The following is a 20494-nucleotide window of genomic DNA, read 5'->3' as shown; positions in this document are numbered from 1 at the left end:
CCTTCTTGGATAAAGGCACGCGCGGCAGGCCGCCCATCACTGCATGATGAGGAAATGGTCCGCCAGCATGCCGCAGAACAGCAGGAACAGGTAAGCCAGTGAATACCGGAACGCCTTGCGCGCGGGCAGGTCACCCGTATGGCTGACGCCCTGCGCATCCTGACGGTCCCGCAGGACGCCGATCGCGCGATAGATGAAGCCCAGCCCAAGGACAGTCGCCGTCAGCGTATAGAGCCACCCGGCAAGGTGCATCGCGGACGGCACCAGCGTCACCGCCATCAGGATGATGGTGTACCACAGGATCTGCCACCGCGTATGCCGCGCGCCACGCACGACCGGCAGCATGGGAATCCCCGCCCGTCCGTAATCCTTGCACGCATAGAGCGACAGCGACCAGAAATGCGGTGGCGTCCACAGGAAGATGATGCCGAACATGACAATCGGCAGCACCGTCAGCGACCCGGTCGCAGCAGCCCAGCCAATCATCGGCGGGAACGCACCTGCCGCGCCACCGATGACGATGTTCTGCGGCGTGGAACGCTTCAGCCACATCGTATAGACGACGGCATAGAAGAAGATCGAAAACGCAAGGATCCCGGCAGCCAGCGCATTCGTCGCCAGCCACATCAGGATGACCGACGCCACCGACAGGCCGATGCCAAAGCCCAGGACTTCATCAGGGCGCATGCGGCCGTCGGGAATGGGACGCGTGGCCGTGCGTTTCATCACCGCGTCGATATCGCGGTCGTACCACATGTTGATCGCACCCGCCGCACCCGACGCCATGCAGATGCACAGGATGCTGATGGCCGCGATCACGGGGTTCAGGTGCCCCGGCGCCATGGCAAGGCCCGCCGCCCCGGTAAAGACCACAAGGGAAATGACCCGGGGCTTGAGCAGCACGAACCAGTCGCGCGCCTGCGTCCCGACAACCGAAACCGGATAGGCCGGGTTCTCCGAAGCCGATGCGACCGAACCACTCATGCCCCGTTCCCCCTGTCCATGCTGACGGGCGACGGCAGCGTCCATTCCAGCGTCCGCGCGCCCTCACCCCAGTAATTGGCGGCAATATGCCCACGCCCGCGCATGCAGGTCGCGGCGACCACCCCGGCGAATACCACGATGGATGCCCCCATCAGCATTGCGCCTGCCACGGCGAGCGTCCCCTGATGCGCCATCAGCGACACAATGGTGCCCGCCGCCGTCAGGATGAAATGGACCTGCCCGGCAAGGCGCGGCGCGACATGGCCGCTCATCTTGCCCACCCAGTAATAAAAACCGGCAAAGGTGGCGAACACGGCGGCAAAGACGGTGGCCGCATGCACGTCGCCCATCCCGCCGGGCAGGAGCGACATCACGCCCCCCGCCACCAGCAGCACGGCGCAACCCGCCGCCCATGCCATCGGCAGGCTGGAACGCACATGTCCCGCCAGCACCGTCGCCGCCCATGCGCCCAGCACCATGACGACAGGGGCCAGGATCACCAGCAGTTCGGCAACGGCATGATATCCATCAGACGCGCCCAGCCCGCCATTGAACAGGTCATGCGTCCAGACGGCGCCGCCCCCCACGGACATGACCGTCAGCGCCCCCACTACCTGCATGCGCCCACGCAGGGGCACGCCACAGAACGTCTCCACCACCTGGCTGACGATCCCGATGGAAGGCAGCAGCAGCAGCGCCATTTCCGGCCCGGCAAAGGCACGCAGCACGGTGTCGAGATGCGCAAAGACATCGCCCCCGTCCAGTGCAATGCGCGTCAGCGCACCGGCCAGTACGGGCACGACCATGACCAGCATCATCGCGGTGAGCGCCTGCGCCCACACGAACACCGGCATATCCCGCAGGCGCATGTCCGGCGCGCGCATGTTCAGGACGGACGCCACCATGTTGATCGCCATCCCCAGCATGCCCACGCACCACAGCAGCAGGGCCGCAATCGAAATGGCGGGCGCCGTCACGACCGACAGGCCAAGCAGCGCGAGGATGAAACTGCCGGCGACGGCAAGCCAGCACAGGGTATTGAGACGGGGGAACGCCATGTCCCGCGCCCCGGTCAGCAACGGCACGAACCAGTTGCCAAACCCGCCGAACAGGGCCGGCAGCGCGCAGAAGAAGACCATCATCATGCCATGGCGGGTGGCGATGCGTTCCCACATGCCATCGGCGTCGCCCCCGCCCCAGTTCGCCAGCAGGTCATGCGGCAGCAGGCCCGCCTGCAGCGCGACGGCAAGCATGCCGCCCACCGCCCCGGCCACGACGGCAAGGGACAGATACAGGGTTCCAACGTGACGGTGAGCGCCCGAACCCGCCCGCGCCCCGGCGGTCCCGGTGGGCGAACCGGCGCCCGCACCATCGATCCGATCCTGACCGACTGTTGGCATATGTATCTACTCCCCTTGTGACGCGGGGATTGCGCCACAGCCCTGATATAGCATTTCAGGCGGCAATATATCCCGGCATATCCGTAAAAACGACCCCGTGAGCAGCCCTGTCGGTCGCGGGAATGTCATTACAGCCCTGCCGTCAGGACAGGGCTGCGCATGGATCGTGCCGGATACGGATGGCTTCAGGCCACCAGCGACTCACTGCTGTCGTCCAGCCGGTCGAGCGTCACCAGCGTGAACAGGCCCGCGGGCGGCACCGGGCGGATGACCGCACGGGCCAGGTCCTCTGGCGGGAGCAGCCCCTCGATCGCGAAATCCGGATGCCACCCCAGCGAGCGCGAGGCCCGCGCCATGCCGCGTTCGACCGCAAGGCGCACACCGCCGGTTGCAAGGAAATGGTTGACGAACAGGATGTGCCCGCCCGGCTTGACCACGCGCTTGAGTTCGCCCAGCAGGCGGCGCGGATGCGGCACGACGGAGGCCACGAACATCGCCACGGCGATATCAAACGATGCGTCGGGGAATTTCGTCTCCTCCGCATCCATTTCCAGCAGCGCATCGACATTCGACAGGTGCAGTTTCTTCACACGCTGCCGCGCGCGTTCCAGCATGTCTTCGGACAGGTCGATGCCGGTGATCTGCTTGTCACGGCGGTAATAGGGCAGCGCAAGGCCGGTGCCGACCCCGACCTCCAGCACCTTTTTCCCCGGCAGGGCGTTCACCTCCTCCACCGCGCGCTTGCGCGCAAGGGCGGAGATCCCCCCGAACAGGGCGTCATACACCGCGGCCCACCGGCGGTAGGCCACCTTGACCGCATCGGCGTCAAGGGCAGAACGCGGAGAGGGAATCTCGACCACCTTTTCGGCGGTGGAATCACGCAGAACGTCACTCATCAGATGGTACCTGCCCCTTCGATGCAAACCGTCTTCAGGGTCCGGCCCTGCCGTTGCGCGTCTGGCATAATCAAACCTGTCCCGTTCTGCTGCATTAGATTCCCATTATGTATCCCGGGACGCCGCCCGGAATATTCCCTGTGCAATGACGCCAGATGGCATACGTCACGGCGATGGCCCGCAACGGCATAACATTTTCATACGCCCGCCGATACGGCCCCGTCCGCATTCCCGTTTCACCTCATCCCCTGCCGCCAAGGCGGGCGATGATGCAGTCCCACAGCATGGACGCGGTGTTGACGCCATCGAAACGGTCGATTTCCTGCAACCCCGTGGGCGAAGTCACATTGATTTCCGTCAAACAGTCGCCAATCACGTCGATGCCGACGAAAATCAGCCCATGTTCACGCAGGAACGGACCGATCGCGGCACAGATTTCGTGATCCCGCGGCGTCAGGGTGGCTTTGACCGCCCGCCCGCCGACATGCATGTTCGAACGTGCCTCCCCTTCGGCCGGGACACGGTCGATCGCGCCGATCGGGTGCCCGTCCGCCAGGATGATCCGCTTGTCCCCCTGCCGCACGGCGGGTTCATAGCGCTGGATCATCAATGGCTCGCGTGAGCGGGCGAAGTGCATCTCCAGCAGGGAATTGAGGTTGGGGTCGTCCTCGCGGATGCGAAAGACGCCCGCGCCGCCATTGCCGAACAGCGGCTTGACGATGATGTCGCGCCACCTGGCGCGGAAATCGCGGATGGCGCGCACATCCCATGTCACCAGCGTGGGCGGCATCAGGTCGGGATAATGCGTCACCAGCAGCTTTTCTGGCGCATTGCGCACGGATACGGGATCATTGACCACCAGCGCACGCCCCGGACCCACGCCATGGACATGCTCAAGCATATGGGTCGCGGTGATGTAGGCCATGTCAAAGGGCGGGTCCTGACGCATCAGGATCACGTCCATGCTGCCGAGGTCGAGGACATGCTCCTCCCCATAGGTCGCATGTGCGCCCGCGACGCGCTGCACCTGCACGCGGCGCGCCCGCGCGACAAGCCGTTCAAGCCGCGTCCCCTCCGGCGAGATGCGTCCCTCGCTCAGGCTCATCGTCTCCACCTGGTAGACATGGAGTTCGTAGCCCCGGGCCTGCGCCTCCAGCATCAGGGCGAAGGTCGAATCGCCGTTGATGTCTATGGCACCAAGCGGATCCATCTGGACCGCTATTTTCAGTGGGCGCGACATGGGTGGGCCTCCGGACGGGCTACGGGACGGATACTCCGACCGTGTAATAATACGAAATAACGTTCTTGAAAAACGTCATAATGTGTAAGCCCCGCCACAGCCAGCGGCAACGGCCGGTTTTTCATGCGCGCCCGCCCGTCTCGGGCGGATAGGAAATGGCCATGACCTCCAGCATTTCATCGCCGCGTGGCGTCACAAGCCGCACCTCGTCCCCCACGCGCGCGCGCATCAGGGCACGCGCGACGGGGGAGACGAGGCTGATTTCCCCGCGCACCGTATCCGCCTCGTCCACGCCCAGGATGGTAACGACGCGCGTTTCGTCACGTTCGGTAGCATAGGTGACGGTCGCGCCGAAAAAGACATGATCGCGCCGGGGCTGTTGCGCGGGGTCCACGATGATCGCCTTTTCGATGCGCTTCGTCAGGAAACGCACCCTGCGGTCAATCTCGCGCAGGCGCTTCTTGCCATACAGGTAATCGCCATTTTCGGACCGGTCGCCATTGCCCGCCGCCCATGACACGATCTCGACAATCCGGGGACGCTCGTCACGCATTAGGGTATTGAGTTCACCGCGCAGCGCATCCATCCCGGCAGGCGAGATATAGCGCGCAAGTTCGCTTCCCTGCCCGCTGCTCCCTTGCCCGCCGCTTCCCTGGCCGCCCTTCGCGGGCGCGCGCGTCAGCATGTGGCGACGGTCATGCGCACATGTCCCTCCAGCTTGCCGCCGGGGGGCAGTACATGCACGCCGCCATCCTCCACGCCGGGACGGTTGAACGCGTCATTCATGTTGGAGGCAGGCTCCACCGCGATGAAAGGCTGGCCCGGCGGGGTATAGAGGACAAGGTGGCGGAAGATGTCGCTCGCCTCCATCGTCAGGGACATGCCAAGGCGCGGCCAGCGCAGGAACGCGCTGCGCGACCACCCGGCATAGCAGTTGTCGATGGCGGTTTCGCCCACGTCGCGCATCTTCTCGAACGACCAGTCGCCCTGCGCCGGGATGCGCAGCGACGGCAGGTGGTCATCGTCGCTGGTCCAGACGGATTGCGCCGAAAATCCCAGCCGCAGGCCGTTATGGCGCGGGAAGTAGGGATGGAAGCCCAGCCCCACCGGCTGGTCACGGGTATCGGTATTTTCGATCATCATGCCGATCGACAGGCCACATTCGCGCAGGTCGAAACGCAGCAGCGCGCGATAGGCGAACGGCCATTGCCCGACCGGGTCACCGGGCGGTTCATGGTCGAGTTCCAGCGTCGCGCTATCATCGGCCAGCAGGTCAAGCCGCCAGCGCCGTTCCCAGCCATTGCCATGCAGGACATTGTCCTCGCCCACGAAATTGCGGTCCAGCCGGTACTCCTGCCCCTCGAAGCTGAAGCGGCCATGGGCGATGCGGTTTGAAAACGGCACGAGGGGATACCCCCCCACCGCACGCCCGCGCTGCGCCACAAGGTGCGGGTCCGCCACCGGATGAAGGAACGACATGCCACTGCGCCGCCAGTAGGCGATCGCCCCGCCCACATCGGGCAGCAGGCCCAGACGTGCCTCGCCCGCCTTCAGTTCGATCATCCCGGCTCCCCCTGCTGCTGCCATCCGGAATGATCCTGCCCGTTTTTCGCGCGCACGAAAAGCCATGGCCCATCGCACGGGCGCGCACGCCGTGGTGCGTCAGCGCCCCTTGCGGCGTCCACCCCCGCGCCGGGCATCGGGATCGTATCCCCCGCCCCCTGGGCCAAGTGGCTGTGGCGTGCGGCTGCGCCGGGCGTCGGCACGGGCGTTGCTGCCCGCGCGCCCGGCCATGGACTGCGCGACAGGCGGTGGCTCCAGCCCGAGTTCGACCGCCTCAAGCCGGCGGATCTCGTCACGCAGGCGGGCCGCCGTCTCGAACTCCAGGTCGGCAGAGGCCGCGCGCATGCGTTTTTCAAGGTCGGCAATCGCCCCCTTGAGATCCTTGCCCACCATGTCCTTGATATCCCCCTCCGGCGTGGGGGACACGGTCACGTAATCCTGTTCGAAGACGGAGGACAGGACCTCGCCGATATGCTTGCGCACCGAACGCGGGGTGATGCCGTGTTCCTCGTTCCACAGGGTCTGCTTTTCACGCCTGCGCGCCGTCTCCTCGATGGCGTAGGCAAGGCTGTCGGTCATCTTGTCCGCATACAGCAGCACGCGTCCGTCCACGTTACGCGCGGCGCGGCCGATCGTCTGGATCAGCGAGGTGCGCGAACGCAGGAACCCTTCCTTGTCCGCATCAAGGATGGCGACAAGCGAACATTCGGGGATATCCAGCCCCTCACGCAGCAGGTTGATGCCGATCAGCACGTCGAACGCCCCGAGGCGCAGGTCGCGGATGATCTCGATCCGCTCCAGCGTATCGACGTCGGAATGCAGGTAGCGCACCTTGATCCCGGCCTCGTTCATGTATTCGGTCAGGTCTTCGGCCATGCGCTTGGTCAGGGTCGTCACCAGCACGCGGCCGCCATCGGCAATGGCCTGCCGGCATTCCGCCAGCAGGTCGTCCACCTGGTGGGCGACGGGCCGCATGTCGGTCACCGGGTCGATCAGGCCGGTCGGGCGGATCACCTGCTCGGCGAACACGCCGCCCGTGCGCTGCAGTTCCCACGGGCCCGGCGTTGCGCTGACGAAGATGCTCTGCGGGCGGAAAGCGTCCCATTCGCCGAATTTCAGCGGCCGGTTGTCAAGGCAGGACGGCAGGCGGAATCCGAATTCCGCCAGCACCGACTTGCGCGCATAGTCCCCGCGTTCCATGCCGCCGATCTGCGGCACGGTCACATGGCTTTCATCGACGATCAGCAGCGCATCCTCGGGCAGGTATTCGAACAGGGTCGGCGGCGGCTCCCCCGGCTTGCGCCCCGACAGGTAGCGTGAATAGTTCTCGATCCCCTTGCACACGCCGGTCGTCTCGATCATCTCCAGGTCGAAGGTCGTGCGCTGCTGCAACCGCTCCGCCTCCAGCAGCTTGCCTTCCTTCGTCAGGTGTTCAAGCTGCGTGCGCAGTTCGGCCTTGATACCCGTGACCGCCTGGTTGAGCGTCGGGCGCGGCGTGACGTAATGGCTGTTGGCGTAGATGCTGACTTCCTGCAGGTCGGCGGTCTTGTCGCCGGTCAGGGGATCGAACTCGATGATCTCGTCGATCTCGTCGCCAAACAGGGTGACGCGCCAGGCCCGGTCCTCGTTCTGGACGGGGAAGATGTCCACGCTTTCGCCGCGCACGCGGAAGGTGCCGCGCTGGAATCCTGCGTCATTGCGGCGGTACTGCAGTTCCACCAGCGCCTTGACCAACTGGTCGCGGTCGATCGAGCCGCCACTTTCCAGCCGTACGACCATGCGCGAATAGGTCTCGACCGAGCCGATACCATAGATGCACGAGACCGAGGCGACGATGATGACATCGTTGCGCTCCAGCAGCGCCTGCGTTGCGGCATGGCGCATGCGGTCGATCTGCTCGTTGATCTGGCTGTCTTTTTCAATATAGGTGTCGGAGCGCGGGACATACGCTTCGGGCTGGTAGTAATCGTAGTAGCTGACGAAATATTCCACCGCGTTGTCGGGGAAGAATTCCTTCATCTCCGCATAAAGCTGCGCGGCCAGCGTCTTGTTCGGCGCGAGGACAAGGGTCGGCTTCTGCGTCGCCTCGATCACCTTGGCCATGGTGAAGGTCTTGCCCGACCCGGTCACCCCAAGCAGGACCTGGTCGCGCTCCCCCGCCTCCACACCGGCGACGAGTTCACCGATCGCCGTGGGCTGGTCGCCCGCCGGTTCATAGGGGGAGTGGATCTTGAACTGCCGGGTCTTGGGCTTGGCGGGCTGCCGTTCGGGCTGGAAGGTGACCGGGGGTTCGATCCGGTCGGTAATGCGTTTTTTCTTGCGCGGTGCTGCTGCCATGATGTGTTGACAGTGGGGAGCAACGGCGGCGGACGCAAGGGTAACGGGCAAAGATATTGCCCCTTTTCACCCCTGCACCGCCTCCCGCGGCACGGGATGTCAGTCGCCGAGCGGCGGGGGCACGCGCGCCTCGCTCACGGCGGCGGCCTGGCGCTGCGCAAGCTTCGCGCTGTCGAAATCCTCGATCATTTCCTGGAACAGGCGATACCAGTTCAGACGCGCCCTGAGCCGCAGGAACACGCTGCCCAGCCCGATGGCCGAACGGTCCACCAGCACGAACGGGCGCGGCGGGCGCACGCCGCCGGTGCGCTTCAGCCCGGCATAGACCTTCTCCGCCACCACGCGGCCATATTGCGGGTCGTTGTCCTCCTGAATGGCGCGCACGCGGTCCTGCATCAGCGGTTCATAGATGAAGCGCGCCCATTCATTGAGCACGCGCATCGTATCGCGCGACATGTTGGTAAAGCCCAACCCCTGATAGGCGTGGTAGGCCAGGTCCTCGTCATTGGTCTGCAGGGCGCGGTACAGGTCGATGATCCCCTGCACGAAGGACGCCGGGAAGATGCGGATCGCCCCGAAATCCAGCAGGTTGATGCCGTAATCGTCGCGCACGGTGAAATTGCCCATGTGCGGGTCGCCATGGATGACGCCATAGCGGTAGAGCGGGATGTACCAGGCATGGAACAGCGAACGCGCCATCATGTTGCGCTGTTCCTGGTCCGGGTTGGCATCGAGCACCTTCTGGATGCCGCGCCCGTTCACCCATTCCATCGTCAGCAGCCGTTTGGTGCACAGGTGCTCGATCGGGGCAGGTACCGTGACATCCGGCGCGTTCGCAAGCATGAGGCGATACAGCCGCATATTCGCGGCCTCCCGCGTGTAGTCGAGTTCCTCGTACAGCCGCGCCTCAAGCTCCTCGAGCACGTCATCCTGCTGGATGGTGCTATCGATGCGGTAGAACAGGCCGACCGCCATGCGGAACTGGCGCAGGTCGGATTCGACCGTGGCCTTCATGTCCGGATACTGCAGCTTGCACGCAACCACGCGCCCGTCGGGCAGCACGGCACGATGCACCTGCCCCAGACTTGCGGCGGCCGAAGCCTCCCGCCCGAAGATGCGGAAATTACGCTCCCAGTTGGGGCCAAGCTCGCTGGCCATGCGGCGACGGACGAAGTTCCATCCCATCGGCGGGGCATTGGCCTGCAACTGCGCCAGTTCGATGGCATATTCCTCCGGCAGGGCGCCGGGGATGGTGGACAGAAGCTGCGCGCCCTTCATCAGCGGCCCCTTGAGCCCGCCAAGCGCGGTCTTCAGGTCCCCCGCATGCATCACTTTGTCAGAGCGGAAGCCCATCTTGTGCCCGGCGATCCGGGCCGCGATTCCCCCAATCGTGCCGGAGGTACGGACCATGCGGCGGAATTCGCCAAACAGTCCGCTGTTATCGAGATCCCATTCTTGCGCCACGTCAGATACGCTCCAGTTCGTCAATAAATCCGGCGATCACATCCAGCCCCAGGTTCCAGAAACCGGGGTCCGCCGCATCCAGCCCGAAGGGCGCCAGCAGTTCGCGATGCCGCTTTGTCCCGCCCGCGCGCAGCATATCCAGATACTTGTCCTGAAAACCCGGATGCCCGGACTGAAAGACATCATACAGCGCGTTCACCAGGCAGTCACCAAACGCATAGGCATAGACATAGAACGGCGAATGGATGAAATGCGGCACGTATGTCCAGTAAACATCGTAATCGGGCGTGAATTCGAACGCCGGGCCAAGGCTTTCGGCCTGTGTCTCGCGCCAGATCTCGCCAATGCGCTCAGGCAGCAGTTCGCCCGAACGCCGCTCCTCATGGACCAGCGTCTCGAACCGGTAGAACGCGATCTGGCGCACGACAGTGTTGAGCATGTCCTCCACCTTCGCCGCCAGCATCAGGCGGCGGCGCGTGGGGTCCTTCTGCGCATCGAGCAGCGCGCGGAAGGTCAGCATCTCGCCAAACACGCTGGCCGTTTCCGCCAGCGTCAGCGGCGTGCCCGACATCAGGTAGCCCTGCGCGCCCGCCAGCACCTGATGCACCCCGTGGCCAAGTTCATGCGCCAGCGTCATCACGTCGCGCGTGCGCCCGCGATAGTTCAGCAGGAGATAGGGATGCACCGACGGCACGGTCGGATGCGCGAACGCGCCCGACGCCTTGCCCGGCACCGGCGGGGCGTCGATCCATGCATTGTCAAAGAACCGGCGGCCGATCTCCCCCATGCGCGGGTCGAACCCCTCATACGCGCCCAGCACCTGTGCCGTGGCGTCCTTCCACGGGATCAGCGGTTCGTCCTGCGTCGTCAGCGGGGCGTTACGGTCCCAGTACTGGAGCTTGCCCACACCCAGCCATTTCGCCTTGAGCGCGTAATAGCGGTGCGACAGGCGCGGATAGGACGCGGTGACGGCCTGCACCAGCGCATCGACGACCTCGTCCTCCACCATGTTCGCGCAGTTGCGTGCGGAGGTCGGGCGCGGATAATGGCGCAGCGTGTCGGTGATGGCCTTGTCCTTGGCCAGCGTGTTCGTCACCAGGGAGAACAGGCGGATACGCTCCTGCAATGTCTCCCCCACCGCCTTCGCCGCGCGCGCACGCGCCAGGCGGTCGGGCGAGGACATGCGATCAAGCGCGGAGCCAAGGGTCATCTCCTCCCCATCGAGCGGCACGCGCAGGCTGGCCATCGTCTCGTCAAACAGGCGGTTCCACGCTGCCGCCCCGGTGACCGATTTCTCATGCAGGACGGACTCGACCTCATCCGATAGCTGGTACGGGCGGAACACGCGCAGGTCGCGGATGAACGGCGCCCAGTGCGCCAGTGCGGGGTCGGCCATCTGGCGCGCCAGCACATCGTCGGGAATGCGGTTCATCTCCAGCGTGAAGAACAGAAGGTGCGTGGAAATGGCCGTCAGGCGTTCATTCACCGACTGGCTGAAGCGCGCGATCTTCGCATCCGCCGAATTGGCGGCGAACAGAAGCTGCGCATAGGACGCGGCCCGGCCCAGCACCTCGTCAATGCGCTGGTATTCGACGATGGCCGACGCCACGGCCGCGCCATCGGCCTGCGCCAGACGGCCGCGCCACGCATCGGCGAACGCGCGCGAATCTTCTTCCGCCTGCTCAAGGTCCGTCTGGAGCTGCGGCGATTCGGGGCTTTCATACAGGTCACGCAGGTCCCATCGCGGCAGGGCCTCGTCCTGTGGTGACGCGACAGTCCCGTTCCCTTCGGCAGGGGAGGACGCATGCACGCCACGCAGGAAGGAATGGGAAAAATACAGATCGGACATCGGAGCCTTACCCGTCATCGCAAGAGGCCCGCGCAACACCGTCGCGCGGACCCTGAGTTCCAGTGAGGGGGAATCTAGTCCCTCTGCCCCGCCAGTGCGACCACCTGATGCCACATTCCCGAAAAACAGCCCGCAAAAACAGACAGGGCCAGGGTGAAAAACCCCCGGCCCTGTCATCATGTTTCCCGATGCCGCAAGGCGCGTGCGTCAGGCGCTGCGCGGCAGTTCGGCGGGGGCGAAGCCGATGACCTTCGCATATTCGCGCGGCACGACATGCCAGAAACGCGGCAGCACCTTGTCCCAGTTATGCAGCAGCAGTTCGGCATAACGGCTGCTGGTTTCGCGCACATGGGCCTCCACCTGCTCGCGCAGGGTGGCCTCCCATTTCGGGTCGCTCACACGGGTCCATGTCAGGGTGTCGGGGTTGACCCGCTCCTCGAACGTGCCGCTGGCGTCATAGACAAAGGCCATGCCACCGGTGAAGCCCGCGCCGAAATTGTCCCCGATCTCACCCAGGATCACGACAAGGCCGCCGGTCATGTATTCACACCCGTTGGAGCCGCAGCCCTCCACCACGCCGATCGCGCCGGAGTTGCGCACGGCAAAGCGTTCGCCCGCCTGCCCCGCCGCATACAGCGCACCCGCCGTCGCACCATACAGCACGGTGTTGCCGATGATGGCGTTTTCGTTGGACACGAGGTTCGACGATGGCGACTGCCGCACGATGATCGTCGCCCCCGACAGGCCCTTGCCGACATAGTCGTTGGCGTCGCCCAGCACCTCGAGCTTCAGCCCCTGCACCGCGAACGCGCCAAGCGACTGCCCCGCCGAACCGCGCAGGCGCACCGTCAGGTGACCGGGCACCAGCTTGTCCATGCCGAACTGCCGCACGATCAGCGACGAGATGAGCGTGCCGATCGCCCGGTGGGTGTTCTGCACGTTGTACTGCAACTGCATCTTCTCCCCATGGTCGAACAGGGGACGGGCATCGGCGATCATCTGCGCATCGAGCGTCTCGGGCACCTCGTTGCGGCCTTCACGCGTGCAGTAGCGCGCATGCGGCCCCGGATCGGCCTGCGCCAGCAGGGAGTTGAGGTCGAGGTCGTCAAGGTAGTCCGCACCACGCAGCACCTGATGCAGCAGGTCGGTGCGGCCGATCACCTCATTGAGCGTCGCAAAGCCCAGCGAGGCAAGGATGTTGCGCACGTCCTCGGCAATGAAGGAGAACAGGTTGATGACCTTCTCCGGCGTGCCTTCGAACTTCTTGCGCAGTTCGTCGTCCTGCGTGCACACGCCCACGGGGCAGGTGTTGGAATGGCACTGGCGCACCATGATGCAGCCCATGGCGACAAGGCTTGCGGTACCGATGCCGAATTCCTCCGCCCCCAGCATGGCGGCGATCACCACGTCACGCCCGGTCTTCAGCCCGCCATCGGTGCGCAGCTTCACCCGGTGGCGCAGGCGGTTGAGCATCAGCACCTGATGCGCCTCCGCAAGGCCAAGCTCCCACGGCATGCCGGCATATTTCACCGAGGATTGCGGGCTTGCGCCCGTGCCGCCGGAATGGCCCGAAATCAGGATGGCGTCCGCCTTCGCCTTCGCCACGCCCGCCGCGATCGTGCCGATGCCCGAACGCGCGACCAGCTTCACGGTCACGGTGGCCTCGGGATTGATCTGCTTGAGGTCGTAGATAAGCTGCGCCAGATCCTCGATGGAGTAGATGTCATGGTGCGGCGGGGGCGAGATCAGCGTCACCCCCGGCGTCGCATGACGCAGCTTCGCGATCAGGCCCGTCACCTTGAAGCCGGGAAGCTGCCCGCCCTCGCCCGGTTTCGCGCCCTGCGCCATCTTGATCTCGATCTCGCGGCAGTCATTGAGGTACTGCGCGGTCACGCCGAAGCGGCCGGAGGCGATCTGCTTGATCGCAGACGACGCATTGTCGCCATTGGCGCGCGGCTTTGCCCGGGCGGGGTCTTCGCCGCCCTCGCCCGAATCCGACTTCGCCCCGATGCGGTTCATCGCGATCGAGAGCGTCTCGTGCGCTTCGGGGCTGAGCGCGCCGAGCGAGATTCCCGGCGCGACCAGGCGCTTGCGCAGTTCGGTGATGCTTTCGACCGATTCCACGGGGATGGGCGTGCGCCCGCCACGGAAGTCGAGCAGGTCGCGCAGCGCCACCGGTGGCTGGCGGCGCACCGCGTCGGCATAGCGCTGGTAGATCGTGAAGCTGTCGGTCGCGACCGCCGTCTGCAGCATGTGGATCAGCGTGCCGTCAAAGGCATGCACCTCGCCCGTGCGGCGCAGCTTGTAGCGGCCACCCACCGGCAGGGATTCGATCTGGCGGTCCCACGCCTTTTCATGGAAGCTCAGAACATTGCGCGCGATGCCGAACAGGCCGATGCCCGAAATGCGCGAGGGCATGCCGGGGAAGAACTCCGCCGTCAGCGCGCGCGACAGGCCGATCGCCTCGAAATTGTAGCCACCCCGGTAGGCCGAGACCACGGAGATGCCCATCTTGGACATGATCTTCAGCAGGCCCTTGTTCACCGCCTTGCGGTAACGCTCCACCGCATCGCCAAAGGACATGTCGCCAAACAGGCCGCGCCGGTGGCGGTCCGCGATGCTTTCCTGCGCCAGGTACGGGTTGATGGTCGTCGCCCCCACCCCGATCGTCACCGCGATGGCATGGACGTCAAGCGCGCCCGCCGAACGCACGTTGAGCGAGGTGAAGGTACGCAGCGACTGCCGCACGAGGTGCGTATGCACCGCCGCCGTCGCAAGGATCATGGGGATATAGGCGCGCTCCGCCGACTGGTGCTCATCCGTCAGGAAGACATGGGTGCAGCCACGGCGGACATGGTCCTCCGCCTCCGTGCGGATGCGCGCGATGGCCTCGCGCAGGCCGGCCTCGCCATCGGCTGCGGGGAAGGTGCAGTCGATGACGCACGCATTCTCGCCACAGAACTCCCGCAGGGCCTTGAACTCACCCGTGGTCAGGACCGGGCTGGGAAGCTGGAGCAGGTCGCACTGCGTCTCGCTTTCCTCAAGGATGTTGCCGAGGTTGCCAAGCCGGGTCACAAGGCTCATCACCCGCGTTTCACGCAGGCTGTCGATGGGCGGGTTGGTCACCTGGCTGAAGGCCTGGCGGAAATAGTGCGCAAGCCCGCGATAGCGCGTGGACAGCACCGCAAGCGGCGTGTCGTCACCCATCGAGCCGATGGCTTCGGCCGCGTTTTCGACCATCGGCTGGAGGATGACCTCCAGCTCCTCAAGCGTGGTGCCGACCGCAAGCTGGCGACGGCGCAGGTTCTCGCCCTGATAGAGGCTGATTTCCCCGCTACTGGTACGCACAAGGCAGGAGATGTCGCGCGTGCGCTTCACCCACCCCGCGAAATCCTGCCGCGCGGAGAGCAGGTCTAGCAACTGGTCGTTGTTGTAGAGTTTCGCTTCCTTGAGGTCGAGCGCCAGCGACTGCCCCGGCCCGAGGCGGCCACGGCTGACGATGTCGGCCTCCGGCACCTTGACCATCCCGGTCTCGGACCCCACGATCAGCAGGCCGCCCGACGTCACGGTATAGCGCAGGGGACGCAGGCCGCTGCGGTCAAGGCCGGCCAGCATCCAGCGCCCGTCCGTGGCACACAGCGCCGCAGGCCCGTCCCACGGTTCCATCACCGCGTTGCAGTAGGAATACATGTCCTTGTGCCGCTGCGGCATGGCGGAATTGCCGCCGACGCTGGCGGGCACCATCAGGCAGCGCGCCATCGGCGCGTCACGCCCGGCAAAGGTCAGCAGTTCAAAGACGTTATCAAGGCACGCCGTATCCGACCCCTGCGCCTGCACCACGGGCTTGAGGTCGTCCATATATGGGTCAAGCGCCGGGTCGGCCAGCCGCGTCTCATGGCTTTTCATCCAGTTGACGTTGCCGGAAATCGTGTTGATCTCCCCGTTATGGGCAAGGCGGCGGAACGGCTGCGCCAGTTTCCATGTCGGGAAGGTGTTGGTGGAATAACGCTGGTGATAGATCGCAAAGCGGCTGACGAAACGCGGGTCGAGCAGGTCGGGATAGAACTCCGTCAGGTGCTCGGCCAGGAACATGCCCTTGTAGATCAGCGACCGGCACGAAAGCGAGCAGACATACAGGTCCACCTGGTTGGCGATGGCGCTTTTCTCGATCCGGCGGCGGATGACATACAGGTCGCGCTCGAACGCGTCCTCCTCGGTGCCCGGCGTGTTGCGGATCAGGATCTGCTCGATCTCGGGGCGGGTGGCGTTGGCCTTCTCGCCGATGCAGTCGGTGTTGATCGGCACCTGCCGCCAGCCATAGATCGCGTAACCGAAGGCGAGGATCTCGCTCTCGATGATCTGGCGGCAGCGTTCCTGGGCGGCGATATCCGTCTTGGGCAGGAAGATCATCCCCACCGCGATCTGGCTGTCCACGCTGGCGTCACCGCCGATATGGATGGCGTCGGCGAAGAAGTCCTGCGGGATTTCCACATGGATGCCCGCGCCGTCGCCGGTCTTGCCATCGGCATCGACCGCGCCACGGTGCCACACCGCCTTCAGCGCCGCGATCCCGGCCTCCACCACGTCACGGCGCGGTTTGCCATCGAGGGCCGCGACCATGCCGACACCACAGGCGTCATGTTCCTGCGTGGGGTCATACAGGCCGGAAATCGCCTCGGCATTGTCGCGCCATTCGCGCACGAAATCCCCGGTCGGGGCCGGGTTGTGTGCTGTGTGCTGGTCCATTGTCATCACTCCGCCGCTTCGGCGCGCACGGCCGCCACGGTTTCAAGCCAGCGGTGCATCTGCGCCGCCGCGTCGCGTCCATCACGGATGGCCCACACCACAAGGCTGGCCCCGCGCACGATATCACCTGCGGCGAACACACCGGGCAGGCTGGTCATGAAGGTCTGCCGGTCCACCATCAGGGTGCCCCAGCGCGAAACCTGGAGGTCGGGCTGTCCACACAGGGTCGGCAGCGGTTCGGGGTCAAAGCCCAGCGCCTTGACCACAAGGTCGGCCTCCAGCGTGAAGGCGCTACCCTCGACCGGCTCCACCGACTGCCGCCCACTGGCGTCGGGCAGGCCAAGCTTCATGCGCACGGCGCGCACGCCGGTCACGTGCCCGTCGCCAAGGAAGGCCTCCGGCCCGGCAAGCCAGACGAACTCCACACCTTCTTCTTCCGCGTTCTTCACCTCCCGGACGGAGCCGGGCATGTTGGCGCGGTCGCGGCGGTACAGGCACTTGACCGAGCGCGCGCCCTGCCGGATGGCGGTGCGCACGCAGTCCATCGCCGTATCGCCACCGCCTATCACGACCACGGACTTGCCCGCGGCGTTCAGCGCGCCGCTGTCATACTCCGCCACGCTGTCGCCAAGGGAGACGCGGTTCGACGCCGTGAGGTAATCGAGCGCGCGCACGATCCCGCCCAGCCCCGCGCCGGGACCGCCGATATCGCGCGACTTGTACACACCCGTCGCGATCAGCACCGCGTCATGGCGGTTGTGCAGGGTGGAAAATGCGATCGTGTCGTCACCGTCCACATCCGCGACCCCCTTGCCGAGGTGGAAGGTGATGCCGGACTCCTCAAGCAGGCGATGGCGGCGCAGGACGATGTCCTTTTCCAGCTTGAAGCCGGGGATGCCATACATCATCAGGCCGCCGATGCGGTCGTAGCGGTCATAGACATGGACCTGAAAGCCGAGTTCGCGAAGCTGCACGGCAGCGGCGAGGCCACCGGGACCGGCCCCGATGATGCCCACCGTCTGCGTGCGCTCGGTCACGGGACGCACCGGCTGGACCCAGCCCTGCTCGAACGCGGTGTCGGTGATGAAGCGTTCCACCGCGCCGATGGTCACGCTCTCGAATCCCGGTTCGATCACGCAGTTGCCTTCGCACAGGCGATCCTGCGGACAGATGCGGCCACAGATCTCGGGGAAGTTGTTGGTGGCGGAGGAGACCTCATAGGCTTCCTCCAGCCGTCCCGCCGCCGTCATCATCAGCCAGTCGGGAATGTTGTTGCCCAGGGGGCAGTGCACGGAACAGAACGGCACGCCGCACTGCGAACAGCGCGAGGACTGCGTCTGCGCCTGCTGGCGCGGCAGTTCGTCATAGATTTCGTTGAAATCCTTACGCCGTGACTCCGCAGGCCGCTTTTCGGGCTGCTCCTGCGCCACGGAGACGAATTTCAGCATGCGCTCTGCCATTGGCCTGCCCCTCGGGTCTGGAAAGTCCAGCCTGGAAAATCCGGTCTGGAAAACATGCAGGCGCACGCCGGGCGCGCCCACGGTGAGCCACACCTACGCAAGGCAGGCCGCAAAGAAAAGACAGCATTACTGACCTTCTTGCGAAAAAACCGCAAGATATGGCCAGATACCCCGGATGGCGGACCGTTCAGGCCGGGCGGAAGCGGGCGAGATATTGTGGCCCGACCACTTCGAGGGAAAGCGGCGCAATGCCCAGTCGCGCAAGGTCGGGCATCCCCGGCGCGACCACGTTGTCGATATGGAGCATCGCCAATTGGTCACGCGTCAGCATTTTGCCGGGGAGATATTCCAGAAAGAACGCCTGCAGCCGCGCCAGCCACGACGGCACGGCGAAGACGTGGCGTGGATGCCCCGCCGTGCGCATGATCCAGCGCACCAGGTCCTCCATGCGCCATACGCGCGGGCCGCCAAGCTCGAAAATCTCCCCCGCCATGCCCGTGCCCGTGCCCGCCCCCATTTCCATGCCCTGCGCGATGCGGCGAATCGCCTCCGCCACATCCCCGACATAGACGGGCTGGAACCGTGTCGCCCCGCCATAGACCGGCATGACGGGGAGATAGCGCGACATGGCGGCGAACATGTTGGTGAAATGATCCTCCGCCCCGAAGATGAGGGACGGACGGACGATCACCGCCTCCGCCATATGGCGCGTGACCTCGACCTCGCCGCGCCCCTTGCTGCGGCCATAGGCCGAAACGCTGTCGGGGGAGGCGCCAATGGCCGACATGTGCACCAGCGCGCCGACGCCCGCGGACGCGCACAGTCGCGCCACCCGCGCCGCGCCGTCCACATGCACCGCCTCGAAGCTGACATGCCGCCCGGGGGCGAGGATTCCCACAAGGTTGACGACAAGGTTGCTCCCCTCGATGGCGGCGACGCTCGAACGTTCGTCAAGGATGGAGGCATAGAGCGGCACGATCTGCCCCACATCGCCAAGCGGGCGCATCCCTGCCGCCCGGTCGGGCCGGCGGGAGGCGACGCGCACCACATACCCGTCCCGTGCAAGGCGCGCGACCACATGCCGCCCCACGAAGCCCGTCCCGCCAAAGACCGTTGCGACCTTGCGAATATCCATCCGACATACCTCCCGTGGGTTGCGATCCCGTGCCCGGATCATGGGGGTCCGATCATGGGCCAGCATCACGATGCATGCACGTCATTCCGACGCGACCACGCCACATGGGAAAAGGCGGTTTTCCGCGCCTTTCATAAAAAAACACCATCAAATTCAAAAAAATACACACACCCCTGTTGACCACCACGCCAACCCGGACTAGAAACCGCCTCACACCACCCCGGCAACGGGGAGCCTCTGAGCCCAGATGGCGGAATTGGTAGACGCGCAGGTTTCAGGTACCTGTGGCCGCAAGGTCGTGGAAGTTCGAGTCTTCTTCTGGGCACCAGGATTTTTCCCAAGAAAAATCACGATAAATCCTGCCGGGACATTCCCGGCAGGGATTTGTCCTTTTGATGCAGATGGCCGCCCATGCCGCCGCCGATGTCCCAAATAGTTGGACGTTCGCATCAATCCCCCCTGTTCCAGATACGAATTTCGTGTAAACCGCGACACTGTTACCCCTGTCGGCATAATGCCGCCTGGATGCTGACAGTGGCGCGGCGTGCCCTGTTTTCCGGGTTTCCACGTCCCGGACCGCCGGAAATGCCCCTTGCCGCCTGCCGCCCCATGGCGCATGCCACGGACAGACCCCGTTACGGAGCACGACCCGCAATGCCACAGACCACCGTCCCCGACACCATCCATTTCCATCGCGGCGACCTGCCGGCCGATGTGAAATTCGCGGGCGCGGTGGCTGTCGATACGGAAACGATGGGCCTCAACCCGCATCGTGACCGGCTGTGCCTCGTCCAACTGTCGGGCGGCGACGGGCATGCCCATCTGGTGCAGGTCCCGGCCCATGCGCGGGCGGCGGATTTCCCCAACCTGATCGCGGTGCTGACGGACCCGTCCGTGACGAAACTGATGCATTTCGCACGCTTTGACGTCGCCATCCTGCAATTCACCTTCGACATCACGGTCGCCCCGTGCATCTGCACCAAGATCGCATCCAAGCTGGTGCGGACCTATACGGAACGGCATGGCCTGGCGCACCTGTGCCGCGAACTGCTCGGGGTGGAACTCAGCAAGCAGCAGCAGAGTTCCGACTGGGGCGCGCCGGACCTGACACCGGAACAGATGGTCTATGCCGCCTCCGACGTGCTGTATCTCCATGCATTGTGGGCACGGCTGGAGGCGCTGCTTGTGCGCGAGGGGCGGCGCGAACTGGCGCAGGCATGCTATGACTTCATGCCAACGCGCGCACGGCTCGACATCCTTGGCTACGAGGACCCGGACCTGTTCGCCCACCGGGCGGCCTGAAAACCGTCCCCATCCCCTCACCTGTCCCCGGCGAAACGGGGGCGCCTTTTACGGCAATACAGAAAACACAGGCATGACCGACAGCCTCCAGTCCCATCCGAACCATGGTTCCATCAGC

13 protein-coding genes and 1 tRNA gene are annotated in these 20494 nt (G+C 65.1%); 2 read left to right on the top strand and 12 right to left on the bottom strand.

The annotated features are described in order from the left end of the window. Positions 1-36 precede the first annotated feature (36 nt). From cyoE to CFR72_RS03910, 12 genes are all read right to left on the bottom strand, one after another. A complete protein-coding gene (cyoE, locus tag CFR72_RS03965; protein ID WP_110912747.1) occupies positions 37-984 on the bottom strand; it encodes a heme o synthase in 948 nt (315 codons plus the stop codon). After that, the gene (locus tag CFR72_RS03960) at positions 981-2384 is read right to left on the bottom strand and encodes a cbb3-type cytochrome c oxidase subunit I (protein WP_110912746.1); all 1404 of its coding nucleotides are present in this window, start codon (positions 2382-2384) and stop codon (positions 981-983) included. The genes cyoE and CFR72_RS03960 overlap by 4 nt, the downstream gene beginning before the upstream one ends. Before the next feature lie 185 nt (positions 2385-2569). After that, positions 2570-3280 carry a class I SAM-dependent methyltransferase gene (locus CFR72_RS03955; protein WP_110912745.1) on the bottom strand — a complete coding sequence of 237 codons (711 nt, stop codon included), beginning with the start codon at positions 3278-3280 and terminating at the stop codon, positions 2570-2572. A gap of 241 nt (positions 3281-3521) precedes the next feature. Continuing rightward, on the bottom strand, positions 3522-4520 hold the full coding sequence (gene gshB / locus CFR72_RS03950) for a glutathione synthase (protein ID WP_110912744.1): 999 nt from the start codon (positions 4518-4520) through the stop codon (positions 3522-3524). Between the two features lie 121 nt (positions 4521-4641). Beyond that, on the bottom strand, positions 4642-5205 hold the full coding sequence (gene greB, locus CFR72_RS03945) for a transcription elongation factor GreB (RefSeq protein WP_110912743.1): 564 nt from the start codon (positions 5203-5205) through the stop codon (positions 4642-4644). Next, positions 5199-6083, bottom strand: coding sequence for an aldose 1-epimerase (locus CFR72_RS03940; RefSeq protein WP_110912742.1), 885 nt, complete (start codon positions 6081-6083; stop codon positions 5199-5201). The genes greB and CFR72_RS03940 overlap by 7 nt, the downstream gene beginning before the upstream one ends. A 99-nt stretch (positions 6084-6182) precedes the next feature. Continuing rightward, positions 6183-8420 (bottom strand): excinuclease ABC subunit UvrB, encoded by a 2238-nt coding sequence (uvrB, locus tag CFR72_RS03935; protein ID WP_110912741.1) that lies wholly within the window; start codon positions 8418-8420, stop codon positions 6183-6185. A gap of 99 nt (positions 8421-8519) precedes the next feature. Next, positions 8520-9884: an ABC1 kinase family protein gene (locus tag CFR72_RS03930; protein WP_110912740.1), complete on the bottom strand. Its 1365-nt coding sequence runs from the start codon at positions 9882-9884 to the stop codon at positions 8520-8522. 1 nt (position 9885) lies between these two features. Then, complete coding sequence (locus CFR72_RS03925; RefSeq protein ID WP_244182163.1) at positions 9886-11733, bottom strand: M3 family oligoendopeptidase; 1848 nt, start codon at positions 11731-11733, stop codon at positions 9886-9888. 207 nt (positions 11734-11940) lie between these two features. Beyond that, entirely contained in the window at positions 11941-16485 is a 4545-nt protein-coding gene (gene gltB, locus CFR72_RS03920) for a glutamate synthase large subunit (RefSeq protein WP_110912738.1), read from the bottom strand. After that, on the bottom strand, positions 16485-17939 hold the full coding sequence (locus tag CFR72_RS03915) for an NAD(P)-dependent oxidoreductase (protein ID WP_110912737.1): 1455 nt from the start codon (positions 17937-17939) through the stop codon (positions 16485-16487). Before CFR72_RS03915 ends, gltB begins: the two co-directional genes overlap by 1 nt. Before the next feature lie 187 nt (positions 17940-18126). Next, positions 18127-19074, bottom strand: a complete 948-nt coding sequence (locus CFR72_RS03910) for a complex I NDUFA9 subunit family protein (RefSeq protein ID WP_110912784.1) — start codon at positions 19072-19074, stop codon at positions 18127-18129. Between the two features lie 241 nt (positions 19075-19315). Here CFR72_RS03910 and CFR72_RS03905 point away from each other — a divergent pair. Then, a tRNA-Leu gene (locus CFR72_RS03905) sits at positions 19316-19402 on the top strand. 326 nt (positions 19403-19728) lie between these two features. Beyond that, a complete protein-coding gene (locus CFR72_RS03900) occupies positions 19729-20376 on the top strand; it encodes a ribonuclease D (RefSeq protein WP_110912736.1) in 648 nt (215 codons plus the stop codon). The last annotated feature ends 118 nt before the right edge of the window (positions 20377-20494 follow it).

It is taken from the genome of Gluconacetobacter entanii (assembly GCF_003206495.1).
GTDB classification, from domain to species: Bacteria; Pseudomonadota; Alphaproteobacteria; order Acetobacterales; family Acetobacteraceae; genus Novacetimonas; species Novacetimonas entanii.
This window is presented reverse-complemented; position numbering and strand designations above follow the sequence as displayed.